The 3,166-nt window shown below is 72.1% G+C and carries 3 protein-coding genes and 1 tRNA gene; all 4 read right to left on the reverse strand.

The window, feature by feature from the left end; genetic code table 11:
• Positions 1–31: 31 nt before the first annotated feature.
• Positions 32–808: a GAF and ANTAR domain-containing protein gene (locus tag ACYVE9_RS20490; RefSeq protein WP_461029348.1), complete on the reverse strand. Its 777-nt coding sequence runs from the start codon at positions 806–808 to the stop codon at positions 32–34.
• Between the two features lie 215 nt (positions 809–1,023).
• Positions 1,024–1,971 carry an ANTAR domain-containing protein gene (locus ACYVE9_RS20495; protein WP_461029349.1) on the reverse strand — a complete coding sequence of 316 codons (948 nt, stop codon included), beginning with the start codon at positions 1,969–1,971 and terminating at the stop codon, positions 1,024–1,026.
• A gap of 307 nt (positions 1,972–2,278) precedes the next feature.
• Entirely contained in the window at positions 2,279–2,503 is a 225-nt protein-coding gene (locus ACYVE9_RS20500) for a DUF6158 family protein (protein WP_461029350.1), read from the reverse strand.
• Positions 2,504–2,912: 409 nt separating this feature from the next.
• Positions 2,913–2,985, reverse strand: a tRNA-Lys gene (locus ACYVE9_RS20505).
• Positions 2,986–3,166 lie beyond the last annotated feature (181 nt).

Genomic DNA, 3,166 nt, shown 5'->3' on the forward strand with positions numbered 1-3,166 from the left:
GGGCAGTGGGGCCGTGGCGCCGCTCCCGGCATCACTGGCGCCGTGGGGACGGCCCCCGGCCGCGCGGCTCGATCGCGCCCGGCTGCGGCGGTTCACCGCTGACCCGCTGCACGATCGCCGCGGCGACCTGGTGCAGTTTGATGTTCCGGTTCTGCGAGATGCGCCGCAGCATCTCGAAGGCCTGCTCCGGTCCGCAGCGCTGCTGCGCCATGATCACACCGAGCGCCTGGTCGATGACCGCCCTCGACCGCAGTGCGGCCTGGAGGTCCTGACCGAACTCGACGTGCCCGGCGATCTTCACCGCGACACCGAGAGCGCCTGCCGCGTACGTCGCGAAGCTCCGTGCCTCGCTGCGCGTCGCGGCGTCGAAGGTGCACGGTTCGGTGGAGTACAGGTTCATCACACCGAGGGGGCGGTCGTGGCCGAAGGGCGTCAGCGGCAGCGCGTAGACGCTCCCCACCCCCGCCTCCAGACTGGCAGGGCCGTACTCGCCCCACCGGCGTTCGTCCCGCATGTCCGGCACCAGATTGGGCCGCCCGGTGTTGAGCGCCTCCAGGCAGGGACCGCGATCGCGCTCGTACTGGGCCTCGTCGAAGCGGCCCACCCGCGCGTCACTCGCGGCGGCCGTCGTGGGGCGGCCGTCGGGCCGGATGGTGATGCCGCAGTCGACGCCCAGCTCCGTGGCCGTCAGCTTCACCAGGTCCTCGAGGAACTCCTCAAGCCGTTCGGTGCCGAGCAGCAGCGAGTGCAGCTGGGCCAGCGCCTGCTCCCCCAGCCCACCGGATCCGAACCCAGTCCGGGATGTCAATGGCACCTCCTCCGGCCGTCTCGGTTCCGCATCCGGTAACGGCGCGGATACCGACCAACCGACGCCTCTCGAAATCCCCGGAGCAGCACCAGGCGTCAGCTCCCCGGGGTCCGCCCCCTACGTTCCCGTCGAACGCGTCGGCGAAACAGCGACCACCCCCAAAAAGGCGAGAAATCGACAAAGCCGGCACATCAGACGGCTGCTGATCCGGTTCCTCAGCCGAGCAGGCCCCCGAAGGTCTCAGCGGGAAGCTCGGCGGCCGGCAGGATGCGCACCGTGCGGTCCTGCTGCGCGGCGCGCTCCTTGAAGCGCCGCAGTTCCGCCAGGGCCGCGGAGCTGACATGCGTGACGTCCCGCAGGTCGACCACCAGGCCGGGACGCCCCGAGCCGCCGGTGAGGGCCAGCTCCGAGAGCGCGCCCACGAACTCGGGGGTGGCCGTCAGGTCCACCGACCCCCGGACGCACAGCACGACCTCGGAGGCGAACTGCTGCACCTCGACGTGCAGCGCGTGGCTGCGCACCCCGGGCGGCGTGGGCAGCACCTGGGAGAGAGGGCTCTCGTCGATCGCCGCGTCACTGATCGCCGCGTCCAACGCGTGCGTGGTCTCGCGCGGCAGCGGGATGCCGTGGCGGGTGCTGTGCACGATGCGCTCGGCCAGGGTGCGCAGCTTGGTGTTGGAGTGCTGCGAGAACCACCGCAGCAGGCTGATGGCGGTGTGGTCGTCCAGGCCGTGGACCAGCATGAGCGCGCCCACCGCCTGGTCGATGATGCTGTGCGACTCGACCGCCGCCTCGATGTCCTGCCGGGCGCGCTCCGAGGCCGCCTCGTGCAGCGGCACGGTGATGTCCGCGGTGTACCCCCGCAGCTCCGGGGAGGCCCCCGGGGCGGAGGCCCGCTCGACGAGGGTGACGACGGTGCGGTCACGGTCCGAGGCCGCGATCCGGTGCAGCCGGGCCAGCGGCTGGCCGTCCTCGTGCAGGGACGCGGTGAACAGGCCGAGGATGTGGTCCCGGTCCTCGGGGCTGAGGTGCCGGGTGATCAGCGAAGTCGTCGGCGCGACCTGGCCGGGTGTCAACCCGTAGAGCCGGAACATGGTGTCCGACCAGGTCCAGGTGTCGCTGGCCAGCTGGTAGGTGAACCGGCCGACGATTTCGTTCTTCACGGCATTCCCTCGGAAGTCGGGGCGCCATTACCGGGCAGCCCGCTCCGGGGACGGGCTGTACGGCGGCGCAACTCGCTGCTGACGAGGGCTCGACAGACGCACCGGTCTCCACCGCTGGTCAGCGGTACGGAGAACGGCGCGCCAAAGAGCCCCGCCGCGAGCTGACTGCCCAACTCGAGGTCGTGATCGTGATGTTACCAACGAGCAGCCGCACCGACCCGTGCCCCTCGTCACACCCGGCCCGCTGCGACGCTCCTACCAGCACAGATGCGTGCGCGTTCGACTCCCGGGAGCTGACGGGGCGTCGTCACTGCTCCCGGGCGCGTGCCCCTTCACGGGTGCGCTCCGGGTCGACCTGGCGCTGCGGGTTGCGCCGCAGGTACTCCGTCTCCAGCTGCGCGCTCCGCTCGCTGTGCGCGGACAGCGCGTCCTGCGAACCGTGCAGCAACGTCTCGTGCCGGGTGCGATGGAGCGTCTCCAGCTCCTTGACCAGCTGCTCGTCGGAAAGCTCCGCCGGGTCGACACCGTTCATGATCAGCCGCCTCCTCACCTGCCGGGGCGCCGCCGGGAGCGACGCGATCACACGCGCCGATCCGGCGCCGCCGGTCGGGTACCCGAGAACCGTTCCGGTCACTCCCGCCGCCGCGCCTCCACCCCAGGTCGGGAACGGTGCGCCCCGCCGCGGGGCGGACGGCGGGGCGGCCCTCATGCGACGCACTCTGCGGCGGCGTGCCGCACGCTCTGCCGCCCGGCGTGTTGCCCGGCGCCGTGCCGCTGCCGCACGGGCCCGTCCGGCAGCGGTGGATCGTTGACCGGACAGCCCGCCCGTGGACCTGCGGAGCCCTCCGCTGCCGCGACGGGAACGGCGGACGCCCCGACCGGCCGAAGCCGATCGGGGCGCTGAGAGGCAGGTGGGCGAGCTGGTGCCGCACTGCTGTCGGTAGGCCGTGTGGGACTCGAACCCACAACCAATGGATTAAAAGTCCACTGCTCTGCCAATTGAGCTAACGGCCCGCCCCCGAAGCATAGCTGCCACGGAGGCCGAGCCTCGAAGGCATATCGCTCGAGTCCTGGATCTTCGCGGGCCAGGGTCGTCCCGGCGGTCGGGTCCGCTCCCGCGGCAGGGCGGTGAGCGCCGCGGGGTGGCGGCGCCGTCGGGCGGCAAGGCTGCGTCGGGGGCGAGCGGTGGGCGTGG

This window comes from Streptomyces sparsus (assembly GCF_054776295.1).